At 38.9% G+C, this 22177-nt stretch carries 18 protein-coding genes and 3 tRNA genes; 11 read left to right on the top strand and 10 right to left on the bottom strand.

The window, feature by feature from the left end; translation table 11 throughout:
* Positions 1 to 12: 12 nt before the first annotated feature.
* From L2737_RS15785 to L2737_RS15800, 4 genes are all read right to left on the bottom strand, one after another.
* Positions 13 to 1074 (bottom strand): PLP-dependent cysteine synthase family protein, encoded by a 1062-nt coding sequence (locus L2737_RS15785; protein WP_283108376.1) that lies wholly within the window; start codon positions 1072 to 1074, stop codon positions 13 to 15.
* Between the two features lie 223 nt (positions 1075 to 1297).
* Positions 1298 to 1382, bottom strand: a tRNA-Tyr gene (locus L2737_RS15790).
* 79 nt (positions 1383 to 1461) lie between these two features.
* Positions 1462 to 1546 (bottom strand) — tRNA-Tyr (locus L2737_RS15795).
* A 30-nt stretch (positions 1547 to 1576) separates the two neighbouring features.
* Positions 1577 to 1661 (bottom strand) — tRNA-Tyr (locus L2737_RS15800).
* Positions 1662 to 1785: 124 nt separating this feature from the next.
* On the opposite strand from L2737_RS15800, the gene L2737_RS15805 reads away from it, so the two are divergent.
* From L2737_RS15805 to L2737_RS15815, 3 genes are all read left to right on the top strand, one after another.
* A complete protein-coding gene (locus L2737_RS15805; protein WP_229368580.1) occupies positions 1786 to 2289 on the top strand; it encodes a VC2046/SO_2500 family protein in 504 nt (167 codons plus the stop codon).
* A gap of 132 nt (positions 2290 to 2421) precedes the next feature.
* Positions 2422 to 2709, top strand: a complete 288-nt coding sequence (locus tag L2737_RS15810; RefSeq protein WP_102527228.1) for a DUF406 family protein — start codon at positions 2422 to 2424, stop codon at positions 2707 to 2709.
* Between the two features lie 232 nt (positions 2710 to 2941).
* The gene (locus tag L2737_RS15815) at positions 2942 to 5119 is read left to right on the top strand and encodes a sensor domain-containing phosphodiesterase (protein ID WP_248956441.1); all 2178 of its coding nucleotides are present in this window, start codon (positions 2942 to 2944) and stop codon (positions 5117 to 5119) included.
* Between the two features lie 28 nt (positions 5120 to 5147).
* Here the strand turns inward: L2737_RS15815 and L2737_RS15820 are convergent, their stop codons facing one another.
* On the bottom strand, positions 5148 to 5630 hold the full coding sequence (locus L2737_RS15820) for a YchJ family protein (RefSeq protein WP_248956342.1): 483 nt from the start codon (positions 5628 to 5630) through the stop codon (positions 5148 to 5150).
* A gap of 147 nt (positions 5631 to 5777) precedes the next feature.
* Positions 5778 to 6389 (bottom strand): YybH family protein, encoded by a 612-nt coding sequence (locus tag L2737_RS15825; RefSeq protein WP_248956344.1) that lies wholly within the window; start codon positions 6387 to 6389, stop codon positions 5778 to 5780.
* Positions 6390 to 6514: 125 nt separating this feature from the next.
* Here L2737_RS15825 and smrA point away from each other — a divergent pair, with 125 nt between their 5' ends.
* Entirely contained in the window at positions 6515 to 7108 is a 594-nt protein-coding gene (gene smrA / locus L2737_RS15830) for a DNA endonuclease SmrA (RefSeq protein WP_248956345.1), read from the top strand.
* A gap of 765 nt (positions 7109 to 7873) precedes the next feature.
* Here the strand turns inward: smrA and L2737_RS15835 are convergent.
* Positions 7874 to 8014, bottom strand: coding sequence for a hypothetical protein (locus tag L2737_RS15835; protein ID WP_157936199.1), 141 nt, complete (start codon positions 8012 to 8014; stop codon positions 7874 to 7876).
* Positions 8015 to 8637: 623 nt separating this feature from the next.
* Complete coding sequence (locus tag L2737_RS15840) at positions 8638 to 10512, bottom strand: M2 family metallopeptidase (RefSeq protein WP_248956346.1); 1875 nt, start codon at positions 10510 to 10512, stop codon at positions 8638 to 8640.
* Between the two features lie 193 nt (positions 10513 to 10705).
* On the opposite strand from L2737_RS15840, the gene psrA reads away from it, so the two are divergent.
* The gene (gene psrA, locus L2737_RS15845; protein ID WP_248956347.1) at positions 10706 to 11350 is read left to right on the top strand and encodes a TetR family transcriptional repressor PsrA; all 645 of its coding nucleotides are present in this window, start codon (positions 10706 to 10708) and stop codon (positions 11348 to 11350) included.
* 9 nt (positions 11351 to 11359) lie between these two features.
* On the top strand, positions 11360 to 13636 hold the full coding sequence (locus tag L2737_RS15850; RefSeq protein ID WP_248956348.1) for an acyl-CoA dehydrogenase: 2277 nt from the start codon (positions 11360 to 11362) through the stop codon (positions 13634 to 13636).
* A 125-nt stretch (positions 13637 to 13761) separates the two neighbouring features.
* On the opposite strand, the gene pyk is transcribed toward L2737_RS15850, so the two are convergent.
* Both pyk and L2737_RS15860 read right to left on the bottom strand, forming a co-directional pair.
* Positions 13762 to 15201 (bottom strand): pyruvate kinase, encoded by a 1440-nt coding sequence (pyk, locus tag L2737_RS15855; RefSeq protein ID WP_248956349.1) that lies wholly within the window; start codon positions 15199 to 15201, stop codon positions 13762 to 13764.
* 206 nt (positions 15202 to 15407) lie between these two features.
* Positions 15408 to 16262 (bottom strand): MurR/RpiR family transcriptional regulator, encoded by an 855-nt coding sequence (locus tag L2737_RS15860; RefSeq protein ID WP_076541003.1) that lies wholly within the window; start codon positions 16260 to 16262, stop codon positions 15408 to 15410.
* Positions 16263 to 16592: 330 nt separating this feature from the next.
* On the opposite strand from L2737_RS15860, the gene zwf reads away from it, so the two are divergent.
* From zwf to L2737_RS15885, 5 genes are all read left to right on the top strand, one after another.
* Entirely contained in the window at positions 16593 to 18065 is a 1473-nt protein-coding gene (zwf, locus tag L2737_RS15865) for a glucose-6-phosphate dehydrogenase (protein WP_248956350.1), read from the top strand.
* A gap of 9 nt (positions 18066 to 18074) precedes the next feature.
* Entirely contained in the window at positions 18075 to 18773 is a 699-nt protein-coding gene (pgl, locus tag L2737_RS15870) for a 6-phosphogluconolactonase (RefSeq protein ID WP_248956351.1), read from the top strand.
* Positions 18774 to 18784: 11 nt separating this feature from the next.
* Positions 18785 to 20611 carry a phosphogluconate dehydratase gene (gene edd, locus L2737_RS15875; protein ID WP_229368591.1) on the top strand — a complete coding sequence of 609 codons (1827 nt, stop codon included), beginning with the start codon at positions 18785 to 18787 and terminating at the stop codon, positions 20609 to 20611.
* 19 nt (positions 20612 to 20630) lie between these two features.
* The gene (locus tag L2737_RS15880) at positions 20631 to 21272 is read left to right on the top strand and encodes a bifunctional 4-hydroxy-2-oxoglutarate aldolase/2-dehydro-3-deoxy-phosphogluconate aldolase (RefSeq protein WP_248956352.1); all 642 of its coding nucleotides are present in this window, start codon (positions 20631 to 20633) and stop codon (positions 21270 to 21272) included.
* Between the two features lie 169 nt (positions 21273 to 21441).
* Positions 21442 to 22119: a class I SAM-dependent DNA methyltransferase gene (locus L2737_RS15885; RefSeq protein ID WP_248956353.1), complete on the top strand. Its 678-nt coding sequence runs from the start codon at positions 21442 to 21444 to the stop codon at positions 22117 to 22119.
* Positions 22120 to 22177: the final 58 nt, after the last annotated feature.

The following is a 22177-nucleotide window of genomic DNA, read 5'->3' on the forward strand; positions in this document are numbered from 1 at the left end:
TCAATAAATAAGTTATTTAAGTGATCCAGACGTATTAAACTTTTCCAACAATGCATCATACTGCGCTGTTGAGCCGATATTGTTATCAATCCATTGTGCATTATAATAAGTATCAAGATAACGTTCACCTGAATCACATAAAAGCGTCACTAGCGAACCCGTTTGGCCTGTCTGTTTCATTGCGCAGGCAAGTTCCAGCACACCGTATAAATTAGTTCCTGTAGAGGGACCGACTTTTCTTCCAATCAACTTGGCAAGCCAATTCATGGTTGCAAGAGAAGCAGCGTCTGGGATTTTTTTCATGTCATCTACAACACCTGCAATAAATGAAGGCTCAACTCTTGGTCGACCAATACCCTCAATTTTACTGCCATTTTCACACGTGATTGATTGATCGCCTTGATGATAGTAGTCATAAAAGACCGAGTTTTCTGGGTCAACAACACATAACTTGGTCGATAATTGCTGATAGTTTAAATAACGGCCTATGGTAGCGGATGTACCACCAGTGCCTGGACTCATCACAATCCATTCAGGTATTGGATAGGGCTCTTTTTGCATTTGATTAAATATAGAATCAGCGATGTTGTTATTACCACGCCAATCGGTCGCACGTTCAGCATAAGTAAATTGATCCATATAGTGACCATTTAATTCCTCTGCTAAACGTTGCGATTCTGCATATATTTTACTGCTATGATCAACAAAGTGGCATTGGCCGCCATAAAATTCGATTTGCTCAATTTTGGTTTTTGCGGTCGATGAAGGCATGACGGCAATAAAAGGTAGACCTAATAAACGTGAAAAATATGCTTCTGATACGGCAGTGCTGCCTGATGATGACTCTATGATACTGGTATGTTCGTTTACCCAGCCGTTGGATATGGCATATAAGAACAATGAGCGAGCTAATCGGTGTTTGAGACTGCCAGTTGGGTGAGTGCTTTCATCTTTAAGGTAAATATCGATGCCATCAAGTTGCGGAAGGTCTAATTTGATTAAGTGCGTGTCAGCGCTTCTCTGAAAGTCCGCTTCGATTTTGGCGATTGCCTGTTTAACCCATTGTTTAGACATAATGGAACCTTTAAAAGAAAAGAGATCAATATCATAGTCTTATTTATATTTTGCTTAAAGGATGTTTTAGCCGATGAAAGGTAAAAATCATTAATTTACAGTTAGGTAATAGAAGGTGTTCCGATTAATGTGAACAAGATCAAAAAAATATCAGTTTAAAAACGAGATAGACTTAATCAAGAAATAAAGAATAAAATGAGATTTCATTTTAAAGCATAAGAAGTGGTGGAGGGAGAAGGATTCGAACCTTCGAAGGCTGAGCCGTCAGATTTACAGTCTGATCCCTTTGGCCACTCGGGAACCCCTCCACATTTTCTTACTTGTCTTACTTTTTATGCAAAATTGTTGGCCACAACAATTTATTTTAATAATAACCATACCGATAAATGGTGGAGGGAGAAGGATTCGAACCTTCGAAGGCTGAGCCGTCAGATTTACAGTCTGATCCCTTTGGCCACTCGGGAACCCCTCCACGAAACGGTATATTTATCATTGGTGCAAATGGTGGAGGGAGAAGGATTCGAACCTTCGAAGGCTGAGCCGTCAGATTTACAGTCTGATCCCTTTGGCCACTCGGGAACCCCTCCTCAATTGCGGCGAGAATAATAGTCACGAATTAAATATAAGTAAAGCCAAAATCGAAAATAACTCTCAAGTATTTGTTCAAGTGGTCGATAAAATAACAATCGCAGTAATTAATGATGTTTTTATATGCAAATTGAGTTTCCTTTAGTCAATGAACTACAACTGGGCAATCGTTTAAATGATGCGATTGAACATGATCGTCGTGGTGAATTTGGCCTTCTTTTATCTATGTTGTCTGTTGATGCTCGTGACATGTCACAATTTCAACTTGATAAAGAACTCAATGTCGATGAAAAACTATACAAAACTTTTCAGTTACCTCAAGCTCAACAACTCGTATGTGATTTATCACAACAGCAAGCTATAGATCACGCCACTGATTTTCAACGCGGCGGGGTATCGCAATTTCATTTACAACAAGCTTTAAAACCCGAAGCATTAGTGACTCGCGGGCAATATGAGGATGAAATGCAAATCGTTTTGGCTAATTGCGATGAGCTTACTAAATTAAAACACCAACAATCAGTTCCAGAAATTACAGAAATAAATCAAATTCATTTCTTAGATCAATTAGCCACTCAGCGTAAAATAAGTGAGACTTTAGCAAACCAGCTTTATGCAGTTGCTTGATTTTTAAACTGTAATGATTGTTGTTGTCACATTTGTTGAATATTATGTTCTGCTAATTGTGTGAACTAGCTAGATAATAAATGACAGTTTTTACGTTATGCTGACGCTTTATAGCAGTGAAAGGCGATTAATATGATTAAAACGATTACTAAGCAAGACGTTCAAGTTAGTGATAGCTGTAATGATTGTGGTTCATTTGTTGATATCGGTACTGTGATCGATGAACAAGATACACAGTTGATTTTGCAAGTTGAAGGCGAAACAGCCTTAGCGGATGCTCAGGCGATTATTGAAAAAGCAGAAACACGTTTTGACTCTGTTAACACTCGTTTTGATGAAACCGACAATCACATCACGGTGTTTATTGAGTTTGAGTTTACAGCTGAAAAAATGATTTTTCAGTTAGAAAACAGTCTGTAAAAGCGAAAACTCTTGGTTACAATCTAAATTTAAGGGTTACATCTTGCAATTTTATGTCGTAAGTGTAACCTTCGTAACACTAATACTTTTGGGATAGACCTTTTGTTTATTCCTATATACAGGTTTTTTTCTGTATAACACTTATGGGTATGATAATTACCCTGATTTTAAATGGATAAAGACCTCCTAAGAATGAGGTCAACCCGATTGCTATGCTGTCTTTTTGGGAATAATAATGAAGCAAACTGAGCAACACTTATTAGAGTTAATTGTAAACTCTGTGGCTAAAGAAAAGGGGGACTTCACCGGAACCTCTGAATTAGTCTGTAAATTGCTGTTGAAGCATTTTAATGCCACTTGTGTGTCTGTTATTTCTCTACGAAATAAAGCACTTGAGCAAAAAGTTGTTGCCTGCCTTTCCCCTGTAGTCGCTATTAGTGATGCGATTAAGCAATTACGTCATGATAATTTTGCCTCTGAATCATATTTTGAAGAAATCCGCCGTTATAGACATATTGCCAGTAGCATTTCAGCAACTGATAAGCGTTTAAGCTGTTTTTCTGACTATTATAAACAAACTGGAATTGAATCTAATCTTGATGTGGCCATCCGAATAAATGGGCATATCGAAGGTCTACTTTGTATTGAGTTTGATCACCAAGTTGAATTATCCATACCAAACATAGAATTTGCATGTCAATTTGCAGATCAATTAGCACTGACCCTCGCAACGCGTTATGCCTATGACAATAATGAACGACTAACTTTGTTTCATAGTGCGACAGAACAAGCTAAGCATGTACTGATGTTAATCAATCTGAAAACTCAGATCATTGAGTACGTCAATCCTGCTCATGAAAAGATGACAGGGCTTGCTCGCGAAATTGTTCAAGATAACGAGTTAATTACTTTAGATTTTTTCCGTGGTAAACGCGAACTTGCCAATGAACTCTCTGAAAAATTAATTGCTGGTGAAACGATTCAAGGTGAAGCAGAGCTGGAGAGAGTCGATAACACTAAATACTGGGTACAGTATCAAGCCAACCGCTTTGTAACAGAGCAAGGTAATTATTATGCCTTGGTTTCTTGTATTAATGTTTCTGAGCAGCGTCGACATAAAGACGAATTAGAAAACCTTGCTTGGAATTGTACTTTAACAGGCTTGCATAATCGGCTGCATTTCACCCAGCAACTTGACCGAGCTTCAAACGGTATACTGTTTCTAATCGATTTGATGGGCTTCAAACGTTTTAATGACACCAGTGGTCATGAGCAAGGTGATGCACTGTTAACTGAAGTTGCACGTAGATTAAAACACTTTGCACTGAGTAATAATGCCATTGATGTTGCACGTGTAGGCAGTGATGAGTTTGCCGTTTTGTTACCTGATCTTGAATCAACAGAAATTCTTGAAGAAGTTGTTTTTAAGCTTTATCAAAAGCTAGCTGTTCCTTCTGTTATCGGTCGCGAAAAAGTCGATCCTAAAGCGGCCATCGCGGTTGTGGATGTCGCTGCTGTTGCAACACAATTCTCACCTTTATCTTGTGCTGATATTGCACTGCAATATGCCAAGAAGAAAGCCATGTTGAATTTTCAGATATTCAATGATGATTTATTAGCCACGTTTAAAAATAATGCTGATATAGAAAGAGATTTAATGTCTGCTATCCGTGGTAGGCAATTTGAGCTCTACTATCAGCCGTTAATGGATTTAAAAAACCATAAATATATTGGTGCTGAGGCGTTAATACGCTGGCATCACCCTAAAAAGGGCATACTTTATCCTGGTGCGTTCATTGAAATAGCAGAACAATCAGGAATGATTAATGCTATCGGTGACTGGGTACTCGAAGCGGCTTGTAAACAGCTTAATTTATGGCAGCGTAAAGATGTCGACATAGTGATGCATGTTAACGTTGCAGCAAGACAGTTCTTCAGTGGCAATTTATTCGAGCAAGTTTGGAATTTAGTCACTCGTTATAGAATAAAACCACAGAGTTTGATTCTAGAAATAACAGAAACAGAATTAATGGGTGATATTCGACATGCCACTCGTTTGTGTCAAGAATTAGCTGACTTGGGTGTAGGCTTAGCCATTGACGACTTTGGTACGGGCTATAGCTCTATGCGTTATCTAAAGCAATTTCCTATTACTAAGTTAAAAATAGATCGTTCATTTATATCAGATTTAACCACTAGCCATGAAAGCCGAGAGATAGTTAGCGCAATTATCGCAATGGCCAAAGCCTTGAACATATCATTGACAGCGGAAGGGGTTGAAACTAAAGAGCAGGAAATATTCCTCGAAGATAGTAGTTGCCATCATGCACAAGGGTATTTATACAGTCCCGCTATAAGAGAAAACGAATTTTCAAAGTTCATTTTTGAGCAAAATACAGCGGTACATTAAGCATTGATTTCACTTTAAAGCTTTAACGTTAGACAATTTTTCGCATGCAACAAGCTTCAAACTTTTTTCCACTGTAGCAAACGCACTTATCATTTCGTTTGGGTAACTCAGCCGCTCTTTGTTCTCCTTCTGTGTAATACCACATGCCATTCAACTTCTGAAATTGTGAACACTCGTAAATAGCATCTATGTCATTATTGTTTATATACCATGCTTTAAAAGCGACTGTGCCTTCGACCAAATCATGTTGCGATTCTTCTACGTCTAATCCTAACCATTCAGTGTCATCTGCGCCTTGCGCTAGAAGTTCAACGGTTAAGCCGTTTAAGTAGTCAGGGTGGTGGGTGTCGATTAAATATTGATGATGCTGTAGAACAAAAGCGCAATAACGAGAGCGCATGAGTGTTTCTACATCATTTGCAGTGTTAAATTTTAAGTGAAATGGCTGGCAACACTGGGCGTAAGTGAGTGTTCTGCCGCAAGGGCAAGGAGATTGAATGTTTATTGTCATGTTAATGGCTAATGATCTGCTGGCATTTTATTGATTAGTATTGAAATGACAATGGTACAGATTTTTAAAGCGTAACAGAATATCTTTATCGATTCACCGTCGTTAAGGCATTTCTAATTTCGATTTTATTGACTAATCATGAACAAATTAATGGTCGTGTTCGTCAGACTCTTGATGATTTTCAAGTAAAGCCGTGGTTTCTTCGTGTGATTCTATTAGCGGATTAAATTGACGCCCGTAGTATAAGTTTGAACTTGGTTTTGCAGAGAAGTAGAAATCAGGTTTAACTTTAGTATTTGAATCAACAATAAACTGCCATTGTTGCTCACCAACTTTACGAGACACGAGAACAAACTTTCCTGAGAATACACTCGTTGGTTCGCCAGTTTCTTTACGGGGATGGAAACGCACTAAGTAATAACCTACATCGGTTGCATTTTCATCGGTCAATTCTCGGTTGATGACTCTAAAATCGACATCGATATGGGCTGATTTTTTGGCGATTTTCTTAAAAAAGACTTTATACAAGGATAAGATATTTTCTTTACCTGTCACAATTTCTTTATCGAAGGTTTCTGAAATGTAAACGGCATCGTCAGCATAAATTTGATCAATGATGTTGAGATCTAATTTTTCAAATCCTGAAGAAAAGACTTTATAGTTAGCATTAATTAAGTCGTTGTCTGTCATTGTTTCAGCAGTTGAAAAGTGACTGAAAAAAGATAAAACGAAAATAAACAAAAGTTTTATATGGCTCATGTAAATATAATGCTCTTAAAATGAGTTTTAAATGAATGCGTATGCAGTTCAAGATATGGATGACACTATAAATTATTATAATCCGCAGCAAAAGCGTGGAATCTTTACAAATTGTGTAGGAGTTGATGATGCAGCAAGAAGACAGTGATTTATTTTGGGAAGAAATGGCAGGTGTTAAGCCACTTAAGGTCAATGATAGTCATTTTAATCAATCCACTCATTTGCCGACTGACTCACAGTTAGCAAGACGAGCTGCGGCAGCACAAAACGAGTATTTGGATAAACTTACTGTTGATCCTGCTTTGATACTACCGGTTGAACCAGAGGAGATCATTAGCTATAAAATCAATGGTGTCCAAGAAGAAGTGTTTCGTCATTTACGTTTAGGTAAATATAAAACTAAATCTGTAATAGATCTGCATGCTTATCGTTTGGTTCAAGCACGTGAATTGTTAATCGATGCTGTTTTACAAGCCTATGGGCGAGGTGAGAGAAATATATTAGTTATTCACGGCAAAGGGTTTAAAAGCAAACCTTTTGCTGGATTGATGAAGTCGGCTGTTAATCATTGGTTAGTTCAGTTAGAAGAGGTACAAGCTTTTCACAGTGCAACCCGCGAACAAGGTGGAACAGGAGCTTTGTTTGTGATGTTAGTCAAATCTGAACAGCAACGCGTAGTAGCAAGTGAAACCAATCGCAAAGGCAGCGGCTTTAGATAATGCATATGTCGTTAGGAATATGTGATTAATAAAGCCCGTGGGAAAGGGCTTTACGTGTTGTTTATCTTTGCTGCAGTTATATCAGTAAATAGCCAAGTACACCGATAAGAATCACAAATATAATGATTGTGGTTGTGTTGTTTGCTTTATCACTGCTTTCGTTATTTAAACGTTGTGATCGCTCATTTCTGTGTTTTTGATAACTTTTCTTGTTCATGTTGTGCCTAGGTTTCATTTTTTGAAACCGATTTAATGTTTTAGAAGGCTGAGGGATTAGGTTTGATGTCTTGTAGACTCGACCATAACTCCTGGAGATCATTAAATTGTATTAAGTAAAACAAAGGATATTGCGGCTTAGATACACCGATTCGGAGTCAATATTCTTCTCAATAGAAGCATTCAATCAAAGCTAATGATTAAATCTTTTTAAGCAAAAAATTGTAATCAACAACCATTGTTGACAATCACTAATAACAGTCATTAATTAACGATCACTCACGTTCAAATATTAGTTAGTAGTACTGAGGTTTGAGTGCTAGTGAAATTGATTCCATTAATAACTTTGTCATTTTCATCTAAAAAAATAACTATGTTTTATCCATAAATGTGAACTAGTGAGACATTTCATAAAAGATATTGAATAAAGCAAAGCTGATGGTTATAAAATGTTTAAGATCGGAACTAATAAGTTAATTAACAGTAGCTTACATGTTATGTGTTGTTGCTGAATTATTCACAAAAGGCATCATTGAACCGGCTTTGCACTTACATGACGAAATACAACACTGCCATAGTGATGAAGAGAAAGTGAATGCTAGTTTTGTGGTTAGCATAATTTAATGTCGAACCTTTACGGATCCGTTTAGCTCGACCATTTCTTAGTTTTACATAGTTACTTTTTTTCACACAAAACTCCTTGCTCCTGAATAATTCAAGAAAACAATACTTAGAATGAAGAAGGGCTAATTAATAATTGAATGATTAATTATATTTTTAAACGAAGGCGGGTTTTTAACGGTATTGAAATCAACAGAAATCCGAATGTGGATTGTTGATGTAATAGGATCACCTACGCATTCGCTGCACAAGTAACTCCATTCACTTTGTGTTCGAACGTAAATTACCACAAAGACTTGTCTCATAAACGGCTATTTATGTGATCTAGATCGTATAAGTCAAAATAACAACAGGTGTCATATTAATGTCGTTAAAAGGTGTGTAGGTTTTGGTTGCTCACCTGTTTCTCATTTGTTTTGATCTGGTTAAATTGTGGCGTTGTGTTTAGTAAAGGGGTAAATAAGATTTTGTGTGATTGAAGAAGGAAAAGGTTATGTTGTTGGTATTTGTATTCGATTTATATTAATTGATTAGGATATGGAAAGACTGACATTAGCAGTCATCAGGTTAATGTGCCTAGAATTGATTTAAGGCTAAATATTACTGTAGCTACAAAAAGAGCACCTTAATTAGGTGCTCATTAATGTTTTGATTATTTACCAAAACCAATAGGTGTATCTATATTGACTCGATTACCAACCGCATTGACGATTTTCGGTTTTATTCTGCTCATCAAGCCAAACCTGCAATGGCGCAAAATAATCCAATACCGCTTTAGCATCCATTGACTTAGTACCAGTAACAATATTCAGTGCTTCAGGCCAAGGCTGACTGAGTCCAGCTTCTAGCATTTGATTTAACTTATCGCCAGCTTCTTTGTTGCCGTAAATACTGCATCGGTGGACAGGGCCTTCATTACCAGCAATGTCACATAAAGATTTGTGAAATTGGAATTGAAGTACATGAGCTAAGAAATAGCGTGTATAAGGCACGTTACCTGGTACGTGGTATTTAGCCCCGGGATCGAAATCTGCTTCTGTACGTGCTATCGGTGCAGCCACACCTTGATATTTTTCACGTAAATCCCACCAAGCTTGATTGTATTGTTCAGGTGATATTTCGCCATTGAAGACTTTCCAGCGCCATTGATCAATCATTAAGCCAAATGGCATAAAAGCAATTTTATCGAGTGCTTGTTTTAATAATAGACCTATGTCTTTAGAAGCATCAGGTACCTCGTCAAGTAAACCTATTTGTTTTAAGTAGCTTGGGGTGATTGATAATGCGATGGTATCGCCAATAGCTTCATGGAAACCATCATTGGCAGAGCCTTTAAATAAATGAGGCTGGTTTTTATAGGCTCGTTGATAATAATTGTGGCCAAGCTCATGATGAATAACAGTAAAGTCTTCAGCAGTTTTTTGAATACACATCTTAATACGAATATCATCTTCGTTGTCTAAATCCCAAGCCGATGCATGACAAACGACATCACGATCTTTGGGTTGAACAAAAAGGGAACGTGTCCAAAAAGTATCTGGTAATTCATCGAAACCAAGAGATGAGAAAAAGCCTTCAGCTTGTTCAACCATTTTAATTTCGTCATAATTATTTGCAGCAAGTAGTGCTGTTACATCATAACCAGGATCAGCATCTTCAGGTGCCACTGAATTGTATATGGTTCCCCATTGCTGTGCCCACATGTTACCCAATAGATGAGCAGGAATTGGACCTTGCTTAGGTGCTATGTCATCACCATATTGCTCGTTTAACTCGCCACGTACGTAACAATGTAGAGAATCATATAAAGGCTTAATGTCACCCCATAATCTATCGAGTTCTGCTGAAAAGTCGTCTGGTTTCATATCATATTGACTACGCCATAATTCAGATAGATCAGCAAAACCTAAGTCTCTAGCGCCTTCATTAGCAAGTTCAACTTCTCGTTCAAACAAAGGGCGCATCGGCTTAGCTATTTCACGCCAACCTTGCCAAGCCTCTAATAATACAGCGGGATCTTGAGACTCTGCCATTAACGCTGAAAGTTCAGGCTGCGTGAGACAACGTCCATCATCAAAACAGTATTTCCCTTTGCCATATAAGCCGTTTAATTCTGAACTGATTTGTGCAAGTTCTGCATTCTTTACTGGATCGAGAGGTGCGGGCAAAACAAGGCTACTGCGTAGAATATGTAACTTACGGGCATTGACAGGATCGAGTTCTACATTGGCATATTTGGCGGCTTCGGTAGCAAAGCTAACTGAGCGAGAAGTCATTTTCTCACCAATAGCAGCTGAGAGTGCGGCTGTATCTTCAGTAATAAAGTTACTATATACCCATTCAGTACGAGCGCCTTCTATAGACAGTTGAGCCAACTCAGCTTCTGCTTGATTAATAAACTTAATTGCTGATTCACTATCAATTGTAGATGTTGCTTTAATAACAGTATTTTGAACTTCCGCTGTTGAAGTGATGATTTCTTCTTCTGCTTGTTGGCAGGCAGTAAGCCCTAATGCAATTGAAATAACCAATGCAATTTTGGACGGCTGTTTAAAAGGGTGTTTCATCTTATCGTTTTCCTTATTTTTATTGTCGGCGTTAGTTTACATAAATAAGGCTTATATTGCATATAAGTTAACAGAACCCGCTGTGATGCCTATAAACCTGCTATTAACTTAGTCTGTTAACAGTAAATTAGATTGACAAGTGTGCGCTCAATGTTTAATTTAAACGAGTGTTTTAATTGAAATGGGTCATGGAATGGCAAGCAGAACAGATACAAAAACAAGAATTCTTGATGCCGCTGAAAAATTATTTGCCGAAAGAGGTTTTTCAGAAACATCGTTAAGGTTAATTACCAGTAAAGCTGAAGTCAATTTGGCATCCGTTAACTATCATTTTGGTTCAAAGAAAGAACTCATTCGAGCGGTGTTAGCACGCTACTTAGATGTGTTTATGCCTAGTGCAGCAGCTGAAATACAAAGGTTATTTAAAAATCCAGAGCTTGCTAATTTGAATGAAATATTTTCATCGCTAATTAAGCCCTTGCTGGAACTCAATCAGGTACGTCATGGTGGAACAACGATTTTTCTACAGTTGTTAGGTCGTGGTTATATTGAGAGTCAAGGTCATTTGCGTTGGTTTATCACAACGCATTATGGACAATATTTAGAAGCGTTCGTAAGAGCGGTTTCAGCAAGTGCGCCGCATATTCCGCCTGCAGAAATGTTTTGGCGTCTACACTTTACCTTAGGCACAATTGTTTTCACTATGGCTTCTGCAGATGCATTAAATGAAATTGCTGCAGCAGATTATGGTGAACATAACGATACCGAAGCAATTATACGTAAAGTCATACCATATATGGCAGCTGGCGTTTCAGTACCCATTTTAGCAAAGGAATAAGGGATTAACATGACTGTCCTCATACTAGTTTTAATAGCACTGATTGTGCTATTTGGTGTCCGAAATTTAAGGATGCGTTTTATTACGCGTCCTGTTTTTAGTTTTTTCAAAAAAGTGTTACCACCGCTCTCAAGTACTGAAAAAGAAGCTATGGAAGCTGGCGATGTGTGGTGGGAAGGTGAGTTATTCCGTGGTAACCCTAACTGGAATACATTACATAACTACGGCAAACCAACACTCTCTGCTGAAGAACAAGACTTTATTAACAATCAAGTGATGACAGCTCTCACAATGATTGACGATTATGACATTGTTCATAATCGTAAAGATCTACCTCCTGAATTATGGGATTACTTTAAAAAAGAAGGTTTTTTCGCCTTAATTATCCCTAAAAAGTTTGGTGGTCGTGAGTTCTCTGCTTATGCGAATTCAACTATTGTAAGTAAAATTGCAACCAGAAGTATCAGTGCTGCTGTGACAGTTATGGTACCTAATTCACTAGGTCCTGGTGAATTATTGACTCACTATGGTACTCAAGAGCAAAAAGAGCGTTGGTTACCGGCATTAGCGGTTGGTGAAGAATTACCGTGTTTTGCGTTAACTGGCCCTGAAGCAGGTTCAGATGCTGGTGCTATTCCAGATGTTGGTATTGTTTGTCGTCGTGAGTTTAATGGTGAAGATACCCTAGGTTTAAGTTTAACTTGGGATAAACGCTATATCACTTTAGCACCTGTTGCGACCGTACTCGGATTAGCGTTTCAAATGCGCGATCCTGAAGGTTTATTAGGTGATGAACAAAACATTGGTATTACTTGTGCGTTAATTCCTACCGATCATGAAGGGGTTGAAATAGGCCGTCGCCATAACCCACTTATGATGGCATTTATGAATGGCACCACCACAGGTAAAGATGTATTTATCCCCCTTGATTGGATTATTGGTGGCCCTCAATTTGCCGGTAAAGGTTGGAGAATGTTGGTTGAGTGTTTATCAGCTGGTCGCGGTATTTCTCTACCTGCACTTGCCACGGCATCAGCGCAAATGGCGACCAAAACAACAACTGCTTACAGTTATGTCAGACAACAATTTGGTATGCCTATTGGTAAGTTTGAAGGTGTACAAGAAGCTTTAGCCCGTATCATTGCTAATACTTATCAACTTGAAGCCGCGCGTTGTTTAACGACAACAGGTATTGACCTCAAGGTTAAACCGTCAGTAGTAACGGCTATTGCCAAATACCATATGACTGAACTGGGTCGAGATGTGGTTGAAGATGCAATGGATATTCAATCAGGTAAGGGCATTCAGCTTGGCGCTAAAAACTACTTAGGTCATGCATACATGTCTAGCCCAATTTCGATAACGGTTGAAGGCGCAAACATCCTCACTCGTTCTCTGATGATTTTTGGTCAAGGAGCAACACGTTGTCATCCTTATGTCCTTGCTGAAATGGAAACGGCAGCGATGGAAGATCAAAAAGCAGCAATTAACCGTTTTGATGCTTTGTTGATGGGTCATATGGGCTACGCAGCACGTAATGGTGCTATGGCGTTCTTTAATGCATTAACAGCCAGTAAAACTAATTCATCGCCAGTGAGTGGTACCACCCAGCAGTATTACAAAGACATGAGCCGATTATCATCGGGTTTAGCCATCATGACGGATTTGTCTATGCTAATAATGGGCGGTGACTTAAAGCGTAAAGAAATGATTTCTGCGCGTATGGGTGATGTACTTAGCCAACTTTATTTAGCATCTGCCACTTTAAAGCAATTTGAAGACAACGGCCGTCAACAAGACGATTTGCCGATTGTGCATTATGTAATGACAGAACGTTTACATCTTGCGGCTAAAGCGCTTCATGAAGCAACACGTAACTTCCCAAGTAAGCTTGTCGGCATATTATTGAAAGTGATTATATTCCCATTAGGCAATCATTTTAATGCGCCATCAGATAAACAAGCGACGACATTAGCAGACAACTTCTTACAACCATCACCAGCAAGGGATCGTATTACTTTCTTATGTGCTGATTTTGAAGGGGATAAGAGTGGTATTGCTGAAGTTGAACAAGCTTTTCTTGCAAAGATTGAGTGTAAGCATTTATATGCTCGCTTGAGAAAAGCACAGAAGGCAGGTGAACTCACGCCAAAACTTCCAGCTCTAGCTAGTTTCAGTGAAGCGTTAGAAAACAATGTTATTGATCAGCAAGAGTACGACCAATTGGTTGATGCTGATACAAAACGTTTAGCTGCGATTAATGTGAATGATTTTGAATCTCTATAATTAATGTTATTTGAAAGATTAAAACACACGTAATAAAAAACCACCTCATTGAGGTGGTTTTTTTATGAAGCTAAATAGCGAGTTAATTACCATTGAGCTTGATGTAAATGTAGTTACAAAATCAACTAAGCTACGACTAACACTTTACAAGTGTTTGTGCCGCCAACTGTTTCCATCGCATCACCTTTAGTCATTAAGACCATGTCACCTGATTTAAGGTAACCAGCTTTAGCGACAGCTTTTAGTGCTTCAGAAGCTAATGCATCTGCTGCGACTGCTGTAGAGTCAAACTGAACTGGCATCACACCACGGAATAATGCAAGCTTTGCTAACGTCTTTTGATGACGTGACAGCGCAAAAATAGGTAATGATGAACTGATACGAGACATTAATTTAGTTGTCTCACCAGATTCAGTCAAACTGATAATCGCTTTAACACCTTCAAGGTGGTTAGCTGCATACATAGTAGAAAGGGCGATAGTTTCTTCAATAGAATTGAACTTTTGATCCAATCTATGTTTAGAAGACATCACTGAAGGATGTTGTTCTGCACCTTTACAAACGTTGCTCATTGCTAACACAGTTTCTTCTGGGAAGTCACCGGCAGCAGTTTCAGCTGAAAGCATTACCGCATCTGTGCCATCTAATACAGCGTTAGCTACATCCATTACTTCTGCACGTGTTGGCATAGGACTTGAAATCATTGATTCCATCATTTGCGTCGCTGTAATAACAACTTTATTAAGTTGACGTGAGCGCTTAATGAGTTTCTTTTGAACAGCCACTAATGCAGCATCGCCAATTTCAACACCTAAGTCACCACGAGCAACCATTACAGCATCAGATGCTTTAATAACATCGTCCATTGCTTCGTCAGTACCAACAGCTTCAGCACGTTCCACTTTTGATACGATTAATGCATAGCTACCAGCTTCTTCAGCAAGTTTACGAGCTAAGTCTAAATCTGCACCTGTACGTGGAAATGAAACGGCAAGGTAATCAACTTGAATTTGAGCAGCTGTTAAAATGTCAGCTTTATCTTTTTCAGTTAATGCTGGTGCAGTTAAACCGCCACCTTGCTTATTGATACCTTTATTGTTTGATAGAGGACCAGCAACAGTAACAGTAGTGAAAACTTTTTGACCGTCTACTGAATCAACACGAAGTTGAACACGACCATCATCAAGCATTAAGATGTCACCGATAACAACGTCGCTTGGTAACTCTTTGTAATCAATACCAACTTGCTTTTCGTCACCTTCGCCTTTGCCTAATGCCGCATCTAAAACAAAGATATCACCTAAATTCAGTTGAATTTTTTTGTTATCTTTGAAAGTAGAAACACGAATTTTAGGGCCTTGTAAGTCACCTAATACTGCGACATGAACACCTAACTCTTTAGCGATGTTACGAGCGTCAGTAGCACGTTTAAGATGATCTTCTGGTGAACCATGTGAGAAGTTAAGACGCACCACATTCGCACCCGCTGCGATGATTTTACGTAAATTGTCATCACGATCAGTTGCAGGGCCAAGTGTAGTAACGATTTTAGTTCTGCGGAACATAAGATACTCCGTTAATTTAAAGAAAAAGAATTCGGTACATATAATGAAACTATATTAACAGAGATTTTGGCATTATGTAGGAAAGTTACAAACAAAAAGAACGGTTTTTGTGTTTTATTTTTGTGACATAATCGATCTTTAGACAAAAAAAAGGCCGAACAGTTAATACTGTTCGGCTTTTCAGTCTTGTCATTTAAAGGAAATATTTAAATAGTAAGATCTTTATTAACCCGTGATTCTTTTAAAACTTCCTTAACACGCTTCAAATTATCTCGAAAACGTGGGCCTCTGCGAAGGGTAAACCCGGTTGCCAGAACATCAATTGTGACGAGCTGTGCTAAACGAGATGCCATAGGCAAATACATATCTGTATCTTCTGGCACTTCCATCGTCACTGGTAGAGTACATTCGTGTGAAAGAGGGGAATTACGTGCAGTAATACCAATCACGGCAGCGCCGTTCTCACGTGCAATACGGGCTATTTCAATTAATGATTTGGTACGTCCAGTATGTGAAATTAGTACAACCACATCACCTTCATCACAGCCAATGCAGCTCATTCGTTGCATCAGTACATCATCAAAGCATATAACTGGAACATTAAAGCGGAAGAATTTATTTTGCGCATCGTGAGCAACAGAAGATGAAGCACCTAGGCCGAAAAATGAGATGGTTTTAGCTTGAGTCAGGATATCGACTGCTTTATTAACTGCTACTACATCTAGGCTTTGACGTGCTGTATCAAGGGATGCCATTGAAGATTCGAAGATTTTTGTTGTATATGATTCTGGAGAATCATCTTCTTCGACATGACGGCTAACATAAGGCGTGCCGTTAGCAAGACTTTGCGCTAGATGTAATTTAAAATCAGGAAAGCCTTTAGTATCTAGACGGCGACAAAAGCGATTCACCGTTGGCTCACTGACGTCAGCCATTTTCGCAAGCGTAGCTATACTAGAGTGGATAGCTGTTTGTGGAGAAGATAAGATAACTTCTGCCACTTTACGCTCTGACTTACTAAATTGTGTAAGGCTCTTTTGCACCTTTTCAAGGGTATTCATAAGCAATTGTCCGCTAAAATGGATGATGTAATTTTATATCATAAATTACATTTTAATAGTAAATGAAGTAATTTTCGTACTTCTATAAACGTTATGTAGTCAGTTTACTGAGTTATTCTGTAACTATAAAGAGATAGTAGAGTAATTTAATCACCAAAATACTATCAGGTTTTATGTTAAAAAGGCTAGATACAAGACAAACGAATATTTTCAAAATATTGATGCACAAATCTAATTCTGTTGTTATATTACAACAAAAGTGTGTTTTAAATCATCGGCAGCACAAAATAATAGCCAATGAGCACACAATATAAAGGAGTATGTAAAGCAATGAGTAACTCATCATCAGGGGCTAAGGCTTGCGATTTTGTACTTTTTGGTACGAAGGGCGATCTCGCGAGACGTAAATTACTGCCTTCACTTTATCAATTAGATAAAGCAAACCTGCTAGATAAAGATACGAAAGTGATTGGTGTCGCTAAAGATGCCTTCACTCATGAAGAGTTTGTCGCCTTAGTACATAAAGCGTTAAACACATTTGTTAAAGACGAATTGTGTGAAGAAACCCTAGAAAGATTTATTGCTCGTTGCCATTACATCGGCACTAACTTTACAGAAGCTGAAGGCTATAAAGCATTCCATGACTTATTAGAGCCTACTAAGCGCGTCATGGTAAGTTATTTTGCAACACCTCCTTCTATCTTCGGCGATATCTGTCGTTGTCTTAATGAACAAAACCTTATTCACTCTGATACGCGTATCGTGCTTGAAAAGCCAATTGGTACTTGTCTTGAGTCTTCAAAAGTTATCAATAATAAAGTATCTGAGTATTTCAATGAAAATCAGGTTTACCGTATTGACCATTACTTAGGTAAAGAAACAGTACAAAATCTGATAGCACTTCGTTTTGCAAATTCTTTATTTGCATCGAAGTGGGATAATCGAACCATTGATCATGTGCAAATTACTGTCGCTGAAGAAGTGGGTATTGAAGGCCGTTGGGGTTATTTTGATACTGCAGGTCAAATGCGTGACATGATCCAAAACCATTTATTACAAGTGTTAACCCTTGTTGCAATGGATCCTCCAGTCAATCTTGATGCTGACAGCATTCGTGATGAAAAGGTAAAAGTCCTTAAATCATTGCGTCCAATCACACCATATAACGTTTTTGAGAATACTGTGCGCGGTCAATACACCGCTGGTTTCTTAAAAGGCAGCCCAGTACCTGGTTACCTTGAAGAAGAAGGTGCAAACGTTAAATCAAGCACTGAAACTTTTGTAGCACTGCGTGTTGATATTGATAACTGGCGTTGGGCAGGCGTACCTTTCTACTTACGTAGTGGTAAGCGTATGCCATTTAAGAGTTCTGAAATTGTGGTTTACTTTAAAAATCCACCGTTGAACTTGTATCGCGACAGCATGCGTAATTTACCTCCAAATAAATTAACGATTCGTCTACAGCCTCATGAAGGCGTTGAAATTCAAATGATGAATAAAGTGCCTGGTTTGGAAGAGAAACAGCGCATTCAAACTACCAAGCTTGATTTAAGTTTCACCGATACTTTCAAAAACGAACGCATTGCTGATGCTTATGAACGTTTGTTATTAGAAGCCATGATTGGTAACCAAGCCTTATTCGTTCGTCGTGATGAAGTTGAAGAAGCATGGACTTGGGTTGACGGCATCATGAGCTCTTGGGAAAACGGCGGCGAAAAGCCAAAGCCTTACCCTGCAGGCACTTGGGGCCCAGTTGCTTCAGTTGCTCTTATTACTAAAGACGGCCGTTCTTGGGACGAGTAAGGATTGATGATGATAAAAGAATCTGTATTTAAATCATTTGAAACACCTAGCGATTTAGAAGCAAAGCTTGCTGATAAAATTGCTAGCCAATTACAAGACGCAGTTGATAGCCGAGGTAAAGCTAGCTTAGTTGTTTCTGGTGGCTCAACACCATTGAAATTATTCAAATTACTCAGTAATAAAACTATTGATTGGGCTGATGTATACATTACATTGGCTGACGAACGTTGGGTTGATGCTGAAGCCAATGACTCAAATGAGCGTTTAGTCCGTGAACATTTATTACAAAATCGTGCTGCAAATGCAAAATTTCGCGGTTTAAAAAACATGTTTGATAGCCCAGAGAAAGGCTGTGATATGACCATTGAGTCATTAGCTAATTTCCCTAAACCTTTTGATGTCGTTGTTTTAGGTATGGGAACAGATGGACACACCTGTTCTTGGTTCCCGTGCAGCGCTGAATTAGATAATGCGTTTACCACCGAGTCTTTGTGTGCAGCGGTTAATCCAACGACAGCGCCACATGCACGTATTACTTTATCTAAAGGTGCAATCTTAAACAGCCGTCAAATCTATCTTCACCTTGTAGGTGAGTCAAAATTATCCGTATATCGCCAAGCGTTAGAAAATGACGATGTGAACGAAATGCCTATTAGAGCAGTATTAGCGCAGCGCAAGACGCCCGTTGATGTGTTCTATAGCGCTTAAAGGAGTCCATTATGCACTCAGTAGTTCAAGCTGTAACCGATAGAATTATCGAACGCAGCAAAGATTCTCGTAAAAAATATTTAGCGGCATTAAATGATGCCAGTGCCAAAGGTGTTCATCGCAGTGCATTAAGCTGCGGTAATTTAGCTCATGGTTTTGCTGCTTGTCAGCCTGCAGATAAAGAGTCATTGCGTCAATTAACAAAAGCCAATATTGGTATTGTTACTGCGTTTAATGACATGCTTTCTGCACATCAACCATATGAGACTTATCCAGAATTTTTAAAGAAAGCGTGTCAGGAAGTCGGTAGTGTTGCACAAGTTGCAGCAGGTGTTCCTGCAATGTGTGATGGTGTGACTCAAGGTCAGCCTGGCATGGAACTCAGCTTACTTAGCCGTGAAGTCATTGCTATGTCAACTGCAGTGGGTCTTTCTCACAATATGTTCGACGGTGCATTACTGCTGGGTATTTGTGACAAAATCGTACCTGGTTTATTGATTGGCGCACTGAGCTTTGGTCATTTGCCTATGATGTTTGTCCCAGCAGGGCCAATGAAGTCGGGTATTCCAAATAAAGAAAAAGCACGAGTACGTCAGCAATTTGCCCAAGGTAAAGTTGATCGCGCTGCATTGCTTGAAGCTGAATCAAGCTCTTACCATAGTGCGGGGACATGTACTTTCTACGGTACTGCAAACTCAAACCAGTTAATGCTTGAAATCATGGGGCTGCAGCTTCCTGGGTCATCTTTTGTGAATCCAGACGATCCATTACGTGATGAATTAACCGCTATGGCTGCCAAGCAAGTGTGTCGTTTAACCGAAATGGGCACCCAATACACACCAATTGGCGAAGTCGTTAATGAGAAATCAGTGGTTAACGGTATTGTCGGTATTCTTGCAACAGGTGGGTCAACTAACCTAACAATGCATATTGTTGCCGCCGCTCGTGCAGCTGGCATTATTGTTAACTGGGATGACTTTTCTGATTTATCAGACTGTGTGCCATTAATGGCGAAAGTGTATCCGAATGGTCATGCAGATATTAACCATTTCCACGCTGCAGGCGGAATGGCATTTTTAGTTAAAGAATTACTGGATGCTGGCCTTATTCACGAAGATGTTAATACCGTCGCAGGTTTCGGACTACGTAAATACACTCAAGAACCACGTATTCTTGATGGCAAGCTAACCTGGGTAGATGGACCGATTGAAAGTCTAGACAAAGAAGTTTTAACCAATGTTGCTACACCATTCCAAAATAATGGTGGTTTAAAATTGGTTAAAGGTAATTTAGGCCGTGCAGTGATTAAAGTCTCTGCAGTACCTAACGGTAACCGTATTGTTGAAGGTCCTGCCGTTGTTATTGACGATCAAAACAAACTTGATGCCATTTTCCAAGCGGGTGAATTAGACAGAGATTGTGTCGTTGTTGTAAAAGGACAAGGACCTAAAGCTAATGGTATGCCTGAATTACACAAACTCACGCCGTACCTTGGCACGCTCCAAGACAAAGGATTTAAAGTTGCATTAGTCACCGACGGACGTATGTCTGGTGCGTCGGGTAAAGTACCTGCTGCAATTCATTTAACGCCAGAAGCGTTAGATGGTGGAATGATTGCCAAAGTAGAAGATGGCGATTTAATCCGTGTTAATGCCGAAACTGGCGAATTAAGTTTACTTGTGGATGAAGCAACCTTAGCTGCACGTGTTGCCGGTAAAGTGGATTTACATCATTCAAGTTATGGCATGGGACGCGAACTATTTGGTGCACTTCGAAATAGTTTAAGCAGTCCTGAAACAGGCGCTCGCAGTACCAGTGCCATTGACGAAATTTACTAATTTTAAGGAAGATTAACGAATGCTTGAGAATAACTGGACAATACAGCCGCAAGATATTTTTAAACGCAGTCCGATTGTTCCTGTAATGGTTATCAATAAAATTGAGCATGCTGTACCGTTAGCGAAAGCATTGGTTGCGGGTGGCATAAGTGTTTTAGAGATTACCTTACGCACAGAGTGTGCTTTAGAAGCAATTGAATTAATTGCTAAAGAAGTACCAGAAGCGATTGTGGGTGCAGGTACAATTTTAAATGAACTTCATCTTCAGCAAGCCATTGATGCAGGTTCACAATTTATCATTACCCCTGGTGCTACAAAAGGATTACTTGAAGCTGCGAAAAAAGGTAATGTGCCTTTAATTCCTGGCGTTGCGAGTATTTCTGAAGTAATGGTTGGAATGGAGCTGGGTTATACCCACTTTAAATTCTTCCCTGCAGAAGCGTCTGGCGGCGTGAATGCGCTTAAAGCTTTCTCGGGTCCTTTAGCTAATATTCGTTTTTGTCCAACGGGTGGTATTACGCCATCGAGTTACAAAAGTTACTTGGCCCTGCCAAACGTTGATTGTATTGGTGGAAGCTGGATTGCGCCAACTGATGCAATGGAGCAGGGTGACTGGGATCGTATTACTCAGTTATGTAAAGACGCGATTAGCGCACTTTAATTATTGCACTAGCACTAGCACTAGTTTAGTTCTAGATACGCAATGATTGTAAAAACCACCTAAGGGTGGTTTTTTTATATCCAAAAATTGTAATATTGGTTAATCTTTTACCCACTGTGAATTGAATATTTTTGTTTCTGTAAGCTGACTAAATGGACTGAATAATTGTATGGATAAGGTCAATGAGACTGTCTCAACTTTTAATAAAATGGCCCAAAAATATCAAGATAAATACATGGACTGTGATTTATATAGCGACAGTTTAGATAAGTTATGTGGACTAATCTTTGAAAAGCAAACATTGCATAGATCAACCATACTAGAGGTTGGTTGCGGCCCTGGTAATGTTAGCCAATACTTATTGAACTGGCGCTCCACAGATAATGAAAAACTGAATATTGATATTGCCGGTTTTGACCTTGCACCAGCGATGATTAAACTTGCTAAGCAAAACAATCCGCAATGTCATTATCATGTTAGAGATATGCGTGACTTGAATGATTTATGCCCTCAATCTTCAGCTGATACATTTAATATTGCTATATGTGCGTTTTGTATCCCTTATTTAGAGCAATTCGAGTTAACACAATTTATTACTGATTTAGCTAATGTATTAGCTGCCAACAGTTTATTGTTTATTAGCTTTATGGAAGATGATTATCAGAATTCCGTCACCCAAGAATCAGCAGTGGGTGACCGCGTGCATATACACTATTTTCAATCTGAAGATGTGATTAAACTATGCCAAGCGCAAGGTTTTGAGCTTGTTGAAAAACATACTAAAGATTATCTGGTTGATGATGTTAAACAAGCCACGGATTGTTTTATTTATCTAAGGCGAGAGTAATTAATTCAGCTATTAATGACTAATGGTAACAATACTAAATAATGTGTTTATAAAGGAA

The organism is Shewanella electrodiphila, assembly GCF_023283985.1.
In the GTDB taxonomy this organism is placed as follows: Bacteria; Pseudomonadota; Gammaproteobacteria; order Enterobacterales; family Shewanellaceae; genus Shewanella; species Shewanella electrodiphila.

Excerpts from the sequence above, each read along its gene's own strand:
- L2737_RS15840 (WP_248956346.1), bottom strand. The coding sequence starts at position 10,512 with ATGAAACACCCTTTTAAACAGCCGTCCAAAATTGCATTGGTTATTTCA.
- L2737_RS15785 (WP_283108376.1), bottom strand. The coding sequence starts at position 1,074 with ATGTCTAAACAATGGGTTAAACAGGCAATCGCCAAAATCGAAGCGGAC.
- L2737_RS15805 (WP_229368580.1), top strand. The coding sequence starts at position 1,786 with ATGCAAATTGAGTTTCCTTTAGTCAATGAACTACAACTGGGCAATCGT.
- L2737_RS15820 (WP_248956342.1), bottom strand. The coding sequence starts at position 5,630 with ATGACAATAAACATTCAATCTCCTTGCCCTTGCGGCAGAACACTCACT.
- pgl (WP_248956351.1), top strand. The coding sequence starts at position 18,075 with ATGATAAAAGAATCTGTATTTAAATCATTTGAAACACCTAGCGATTTA.
- L2737_RS15880 (WP_248956352.1), top strand. The coding sequence starts at position 20,631 with ATGCTTGAGAATAACTGGACAATACAGCCGCAAGATATTTTTAAACGC.
- psrA (WP_248956347.1), top strand. The coding sequence starts at position 10,706 with ATGGCAAGCAGAACAGATACAAAAACAAGAATTCTTGATGCCGCTGAA.
- edd (WP_229368591.1), top strand. The coding sequence starts at position 18,785 with ATGCACTCAGTAGTTCAAGCTGTAACCGATAGAATTATCGAACGCAGC.
- L2737_RS15825 (WP_248956344.1), bottom strand. The coding sequence starts at position 6,389 with ATGAGCCATATAAAACTTTTGTTTATTTTCGTTTTATCTTTTTTCAGT.
- L2737_RS15850 (WP_248956348.1), top strand. The coding sequence starts at position 11,360 with ATGACTGTCCTCATACTAGTTTTAATAGCACTGATTGTGCTATTTGGT.
- L2737_RS15810 (WP_102527228.1), top strand. The coding sequence starts at position 2,422 with ATGATTAAAACGATTACTAAGCAAGACGTTCAAGTTAGTGATAGCTGT.
- L2737_RS15860 (WP_076541003.1), bottom strand. The coding sequence starts at position 16,262 with ATGAATACCCTTGAAAAGGTGCAAAAGAGCCTTACACAATTTAGTAAG.
- pyk (WP_248956349.1), bottom strand. The coding sequence starts at position 15,201 with ATGTTCCGCAGAACTAAAATCGTTACTACACTTGGCCCTGCAACTGAT.
- L2737_RS15885 (WP_248956353.1), top strand. The coding sequence starts at position 21,442 with ATGGATAAGGTCAATGAGACTGTCTCAACTTTTAATAAAATGGCCCAA.
- smrA (WP_248956345.1), top strand. The coding sequence starts at position 6,515 with ATGATGCAGCAAGAAGACAGTGATTTATTTTGGGAAGAAATGGCAGGT.
- zwf (WP_248956350.1), top strand. The coding sequence starts at position 16,593 with ATGAGTAACTCATCATCAGGGGCTAAGGCTTGCGATTTTGTACTTTTT.